Here is a 6365-nt window from a genome sequence, read left to right on the forward strand (position 1 = left end):
CGACCATCCTCTGTCCCGCCGGCAAGCGGGAACGGGTGTTGAGGCTCAGTCGGCCTTGACGACGTGCCAGACGCCGGCGACGCCGTCACCGTTCATGTCACCGGCTTTCTTGTCCTTGATGAAGGTGTAGACCGGCTTGCCGTCATAGGCCCACATCTTGGTGCCGTCGGTGCGGTCGATAACAGTCCATCCGTCGCTGTCCTTGGCGGCTGCCTCGGCCTTCAGCGGCCGCCAATTGGCGGCGCATTTGTCGTAGCAATTGGTCTTGCCTTTCCCGTCCTTGTCATAGGTGTAGAGCGTCATGCCCATGGCGTCGGTGTAGATCTTGGTGCCACCGGCCTCGGCTTCCTTCCACGCCTCGGCGGCGAAGGATGCTACGGTGCCGAGCAGAAGCGCGGCCAGCGCTGCGGTCATCGTTTTCATGGAAATCTCCCTGGCTGATATCTGGAGACTCGCGGGAAATTGCGGCCTCGATGTGTCAACGCCATGCGCGGCTGCTTTCTTCCCCCGCCCGCGGTGACTTGCCACAGCATGGTGACTGGCCACAGGATGGTGATTGGCGAACAAACCCGCGTGCCGCTATATCGTCGCCAGAACAGTCGGAGCTTTTGGAATGGCATTGGACATCGGCTATGTCAGCGCGGTCGGGGCAGGCGCCATCTCGTTCCTGTCGCCTTGCGTGCTGCCGCTGGTGCCGCCCTATCTCTGCTACATGGCCGGCGTTTCGGTCGACGATTTCCGCGGCAATGCCGGTGTGACGGCAAGGGAAGGCGCGCGCGGCGCGCTGCTCTACTCCTCGATCGCCTTCGTGCTCGGTTTCTCGACCGTGTTCGTGGCGCTCGGCGCGGGCGCCTCGACCATCGGCCGGCTGCTGCGCGTCTGGCAGGAGCCGCTGGCGATGGGCGCCGGTGTGCTGATCATCCTGATGGGCCTGAATTTCCTGGGCATCCTGCGCATCCCGCTCCTGTCGCGCGAGGCGCGCTTCCAGTCGCAGGGCAAGCCGGCCAGTGCCGTCGCCGCCTATGTTATGGGCCTGGCCTTCGCCTTCGGCTGGACGCCGTGCATCGGTCCGGTATTGGGGCCGATCCTGACGCTGGCGGGCGGCCGCGAAACAGTGGGCGAGGGCGCGCTGCTGCTCGCTGCCTATTCGCTCGGGCTTGGCATTCCCTTCCTGATCGCGGCGCTATTTTCCGGAGCTTTCATGCGCTTCCTCGGCAAATTCCGCGTCCATCTCGGCCGTGTCGAGAAGGCAATCGGCGCATTGCTGGTCGTCGCCGGCGTGTTCTTTCTCACCGGCGGGGTGCAGACGGTATCGTACTGGCTGCTGGAGAATTTCCCGGTGCTGGGGCGGCTGGGGTAAGTTCTGGGCTGAAGCCGTTTGGCGTTGAGTAGCCTTAGGTGCTCTGGCCAGACTCAATTATTGTGGGTAAGCCACGGACATGTAGATCGCTTGTCGCCTATCGTTAGGTTGATTTCGATTGACCGACGCTATCTAAGGTTGTAGCTCTAGCCGAGAACAGAGAGGGAACGTCTGTGACAAACGTGTTTCAACTACGTGGCGAGACCTTCACACTTCCGGCATCCGACAATAGCTCGGAGGGGCTACAAGTTTATCGGGCTGCGAACGAGCGATTCCGCGAAACAGTTTGGCCTGAACCATTCAACAAAACGACTCATAAATTGGCACTCGGTGACGCACGCAATCTTTCCAGCTTAGCTGATGAAAGTATTCACCTTGTGGTCACCTCGCCGCCATACTGGACTCTCAAAGAATACGTTGGCAGTCGCGGACAACTAGGCGATATTGCCGATTATGAGGAGTTCCTTACCGAGCTTGATAAGGTTTGGAGGGAGTGCGCACGGGTCCTAGTTCCCGGTGGCCGTATTTGCTGTGTCGTAGGAGACGTCTGCGTTCCACGCAAACGATATGGAAAGCACTTCGTTGTTCCGCTTCACGCAGACATTCAGGTGCGGGCCCGATCGCTCGACCTTGACGTCTTGACGCCTGTCCTCTGGCACAAAATTGCCAACGGCGTGACCGAAGCGGAGGGGAATGGCGCAGGCTTTTACGGGAAACCTTATCAGCCCAATGCAGTCGTGAAAAACGATATTGAGTACATTCTATTTATGCGAAAGGGTGGCGACTATCGGAAAATCGGACGATTGCAAAAAGCTCTTTCGATGTTGACGAAAGAGGAAATGCAGAGTTGGTGGCGCTCGATTTGGACAGATGTGCGAGGCGCATCAACAAGGACCGGTCATCCGGCGCCATATCCACCGAAGCTTGCGGAGCGGCTTATTCGGATGTTTTCGTTCGCCGGAGATACTGTGCTAGACCCGTTTGCTGGCACCGGCAGCACTGCCATCGGCGCAATCGAGGCGGGCCGCAATTCCGTTTCGCTGGATATTGAGCCAGCCTATATCGAGTTGGCCTCACAGAATATCGAAAGAGCCACTCTTGTCGAACGCAACATCGGCGCGGTAAACGCTAACTTGATTGTTGATAACACTAAAAGGGGCGGCACCAAGATTGAACTACCAGTTACTCACCAAGTTCAAGGAGCTGTTTGAAGGCAGGCAGTACCGGCATCGATCGTCCAATCAGGGCGACCTAGTTGCGATGCACTTGTTCGAAGATCTTTATGCCATAGATCGATCGCATCGCTATCAGAAAAGAGTGAAGAGCGGTCGTTCAGTGCTTAACCGGCAGAATACCCGGCACGGTATCAAAGCTCGGAGAGGCGATGGCACCTTCGGCGAGAGCGTCCCGGGTATTGATCTAAAAATCGATGACGGATTTGCAGTCGGCCGCGGCCCGACTGCAACCATCGAGATTGGCGTGGAAGTCAAGATCCTTGCCAAAGCAATGATCAAGCAGATTGATCGCGTGGTGACTGATCTCGGCAATCAAGTGACTCACTTCAAGTCGAGGGGAGGTACACCCATTACCGTGGGAATCGCAGGCATCAATTGGGCAAACCACTACTGCTCAATTGAAGGTGAGGTGCTTTGGCCGACGAACGGCAAAAGATATAAGCACCCTATCCAAGAAGCTGCTGAGGCGGAGCGGCATCTGCGCGAGCGCGCCGCGCCCAAGTTCGATGAGTTCATATTCTTGCATTTCATTGCGACAAACGAAAAGCCTTTCGCCTTCACATGGAGGGATGAGAAGCGCACCGCAATGGACTACGGTGCGGCGCTTGCTCGAATAAGTGCGCGGTACGAGAAGCTGTAGGGGCACTTCCCGATTATCGCCGTGGAGCACACGACCTAGGATCCGCTGATTAAGAATCAGTTGCTCCACCATCTCACCTGAATTTAACCGCATTGGTGCAGCATGGCGCCACTGCTATCCTGTCTTGACTCCCAACGCTTTCATATGGTTGTCCGTCCATGAGCCAGAGATCCTGCCTGTCCGTCATTCTCGCCGCCGGCGAAGGTACGCGCATGAAGAGCGCGCTGCCGAAGGTGCTGCACCCGATCGCAGGGCTGCCGATGGTGGCTCACGTGGTGAAGGCGGCCGAAGCCGCCGGCGCCAGCAGCGAGGCGATCGTAATCGGGCATCGCGCGGAAGAGATGCGCGAGGTGATGGCGAAATTCTCACCGAAGGCAGAGACCTTCGTGCAGGAGGAGCGCCTGGGTACGGCGCATGCCGTTCTTGCCGCACGTGAAGCGATATCGAGGGGTCATGACGACATTCTGGTCATGTTCGGTGACACGCCGCTTATCGATGCGGAAGCGCTGACGCTGGCGCGGCTGAAACTCGCCGAAGGCGCGGCCGTCGTGGTGATCGGCTTCCGTCCGCCCGTTCCAAACGGCTATGGCAGGCTGGTCGAAAAAGGCGGCAAGCTGATCGCCATCCGCGAGGAAAAGGACTGCTCCGAGGCGGAGAAGAAGATCACCTTCTGCAATGCCGGCATGATGGCGATTGCGGGCAAGCATGCGCTGAAACTGCTCGATGCGGTCGGCAATCAGAATGCCAAGGGCGAATATTACCTCACCGACATCGTCGAGATCGCCGGCGCGCAAGGTCTCGATGTGGTCGCCACCGAAGCCAGTTTCGAGAATGCGCTCGGCATCAACAACCGTGCCGAGCTGGCGCAGGCCGAAGGTCTCTGGCAGCAGCGCCGGCGGGAGCAAGCCATGCTGTCGGGCGTGACCTTGGTCGCGCCGGAAACGGTGTATTTCTCGTACGACACCGAGATCGGCGCCGACACGATCGTCGAACCCAATGTCTGGTTCGGCCCGGGCGTTAAGATCGCGGGCGGCGCCAAGATCCACGCCTTCAGCCACATCGAAGGCGCCAGCATTGCGTCCAATTGCGATGTCGGGCCGTTCGCACGGCTGCGGCCGGGTGCGGATCTCAGGAACAAGGCAAAGGTCGGCAATTTCTGCGAGGTCAAGCAGGCCATCATCGAGGAAGGCGCCAAGGTCAACCATCTGACCTATATCGGCGATGCCCGGGTGGGTGCGGCGGCCAATATCGGCGCCGGCACCATCACCTGCAACTATGATGGTTATTCGAAATTCTTCACAGACATCGGCGAGGGCGCCTTCATCGGCTCGAACTCGTCGCTGGTGGCCCCGGTGTCGATCGGCAAGGGCGGCTACATCGCGTCCGGCAGCGTCATCACCGAAAATGTGCCCGACGACGCGCTGGCCTTCGGCCGGGCTCGCCAGAAGACGATCCCCGGTAAGGGCAAGGAATTGCGCGAGCGCTTTGCTTCGGCAGCGGCCGCGAAGAAGAAGGCTGCGGAATAGGCAATGCTATTACGCAAGCCATAGATAGATAATTCGCCCAAGCGCGCCGAGAAGCAGCACGAAGGCCGTCAGTGACTGGATGAAGAATCCAGGATACCGTTTCAACGGCGCGGAAAGATATCCGACGAAATAGGCGATGCGTCCGATCAGCCAGACGAGCCCGAGGCCGGCGGCCCAGGCAGGGCTCCAGTAGATGGCGAACAGCCACATGGCCGGGAGGAAGATCGGCAGCCATTCGATCGTGTTGCAGTGCGCCCGGATCGCCCGCTCGAGCCGCGGGTCGCCCGTCATGGCCGGGGCGAGTATTCCGGTCGTGGAATGGGTGCGGGCGACCGTCAGGGCCATGCCGAATATCATGAGGCCGCAAAGCAGGGTGATCGCAGCCACCGGGTAATAGCGTTCCATGGTGCATTCCTCCTTGCGGACGAATTCTATACGGAGCATGGCCGGTCGCCAGCAATATCGCGCAAAACGATGCTGGCCGCAGGAACATCGCGAAAACCTGAACAATAGCGGTAACCAGCTTGCAAGAGCGGTCTGTCATGGTGCATGCGTGCTGAAGCGTTCCGTTACACGGGGCGAAATGCAATGTGATTTTCGCGGCAGGCCGGCCATCCCTAAATAGCGCTGGTTTTCCATGGGCAATCGGGGACTGTCTGCATGTGCGGTATCGTTGGGATCGTCGGCCACTCGCAGGTTGCGCCGCTCATCGTCGATGCGCTGAAGCGTCTGGAATACCGCGGCTATGACTCGGCCGGTGTCGCCACCATCGAGCGTGGCGAGCTTGCCCGCCGGCGCGCCGAGGGCAAGCTGGTCAATCTCGAGCGCCGGCTCAGGGACGAGCCGCTCGACGGCACCATCGGCATCGGCCACACGCGCTGGGCAACGCATGGCGTGCCCAACGAGACCAACGCCCATCCGCATTTCTCCGAAGGCGTCGCCATCGTCCACAATGGCATCATCGAGAATTTCGCCGAACTGCGCGATGAGCTGACGCGCGACGGCTATTGCTTCGCCTCGCAGACCGACACCGAGGTCGTCGCCCATCTGGTGGCGCGCGAACTGGCCAGGGGGCTGCAGCCGATCGAGGCCGCGCACCAGGCGCTGAAGCGGCTGGAGGGCGCCTTTGCGCTGGCCATCATGTTCAGGGGCGACGACAACCTGATCGTCGGCGCCCGCAACGGACCGCCGCTCGCCGTCGGCCATGGCGATGGCGAGATGTTTTTGGGCTCCGACGCCATCGCGCTCGCCCCGTTCACCAACTCGATCACCTATCTCGAGGACGGCGACTGGGCGGTGGTGCGCCGCGATGGCGTCGCCATCTTCGACATCGGCGGCGAAAAGGTCGACCGCAAGCGCCAACAATCGCTGTCGACCAGCTTCATGGTCGACAAGGGCAACCGGCGCCATTTCATGGAGAAGGAAATCCATGAACAGCCAGAGGTGATCTCGCACACGCTGGCGCACTATGTCGATTTCGTCTCCGGCGTGTCGAAGCCGCTCGACCTGCCGTTCGATTTCGCCAAAATCGGCCGGCTGGCGATCTCGGCCTGCGGCACCGCCTATCTCGCCGGCCTGATCGGCAAATACTGGTTCGAGCGCTA

General features: G+C 60.0%; 7 protein-coding genes. 5 read left to right on the forward strand and 2 right to left on the reverse strand.

What is annotated here, in order from left to right:
* Positions 1–45 precede the first annotated feature (45 nt).
* The gene (locus FJ958_RS07830) at positions 46–423 is read right to left on the reverse strand and encodes a hypothetical protein (RefSeq protein ID WP_140741255.1); all 378 of its coding nucleotides are present in this window, start codon (positions 421–423) and stop codon (positions 46–48) included.
* 190 nt (positions 424–613) lie between these two features.
* Here FJ958_RS07830 and FJ958_RS07835 point away from each other — a divergent pair, with 190 nt between their 5' ends.
* From FJ958_RS07835 to glmU, 4 genes are all read left to right on the forward strand, one after another.
* Positions 614–1360, forward strand: coding sequence for a cytochrome c biogenesis CcdA family protein (locus FJ958_RS07835; protein WP_140616215.1), 747 nt, complete (start codon positions 614–616; stop codon positions 1358–1360).
* 173 nt (positions 1361–1533) lie between these two features.
* Entirely contained in the window at positions 1534–2571 is a 1038-nt protein-coding gene (locus FJ958_RS07840; RefSeq protein WP_210243444.1) for a site-specific DNA-methyltransferase, read from the forward strand.
* Positions 2531–3235: a hypothetical protein gene (locus tag FJ958_RS07845; protein ID WP_140741257.1), complete on the forward strand. Its 705-nt coding sequence runs from the start codon at positions 2531–2533 to the stop codon at positions 3233–3235. The genes FJ958_RS07840 and FJ958_RS07845 overlap by 41 nt, the downstream gene beginning before the upstream one ends.
* A 158-nt stretch (positions 3236–3393) precedes the next feature.
* Positions 3394–4761 (forward strand): bifunctional UDP-N-acetylglucosamine diphosphorylase/glucosamine-1-phosphate N-acetyltransferase GlmU, encoded by a 1368-nt coding sequence (gene glmU, locus FJ958_RS07850; protein WP_140741258.1) that lies wholly within the window; start codon positions 3394–3396, stop codon positions 4759–4761.
* Positions 4762–4770: 9 nt separating this feature from the next.
* Here glmU and FJ958_RS07855 read toward each other — a convergent pair whose 3' ends face one another.
* Positions 4771–5166 (reverse strand): MAPEG family protein, encoded by a 396-nt coding sequence (locus FJ958_RS07855; RefSeq protein WP_140741302.1) that lies wholly within the window; start codon positions 5164–5166, stop codon positions 4771–4773.
* A gap of 255 nt (positions 5167–5421) precedes the next feature.
* On the opposite strand from FJ958_RS07855, the gene FJ958_RS07860 reads away from it, so the two are divergent.
* On the forward strand, positions 5422–6365 hold a 944-nt coding region (locus tag FJ958_RS07860; protein ID WP_140741260.1), incomplete at its 3' end, for an isomerizing glutamine--fructose-6-phosphate transaminase.

Origin of the sequence: Mesorhizobium sp. B2-3-5 (genome assembly GCF_006442395.1) — a bacterium.
Classification (GTDB): domain Bacteria; phylum Pseudomonadota; class Alphaproteobacteria; order Rhizobiales; family Rhizobiaceae; genus Mesorhizobium.

What these genes read in the sequence shown, in the direction of transcription:
- FJ958_RS07830 (WP_140741255.1), bottom strand. Translation starts at nt 423, where the DNA reads ATGAAAACGATGACCGCAGCGCTGGCCGCGCTTCTGCTCGGCACCGTA.
- FJ958_RS07835 (WP_140616215.1), top strand. Translation starts at nt 614, where the DNA reads ATGGCATTGGACATCGGCTATGTCAGCGCGGTCGGGGCAGGCGCCATC.
- glmU (WP_140741258.1), top strand. Translation starts at nt 3,394, where the DNA reads ATGAGCCAGAGATCCTGCCTGTCCGTCATTCTCGCCGCCGGCGAAGGT.
- FJ958_RS07855 (WP_140741302.1), bottom strand. Translation starts at nt 5,166, where the DNA reads ATGGAACGCTATTACCCGGTGGCTGCGATCACCCTGCTTTGCGGCCTC.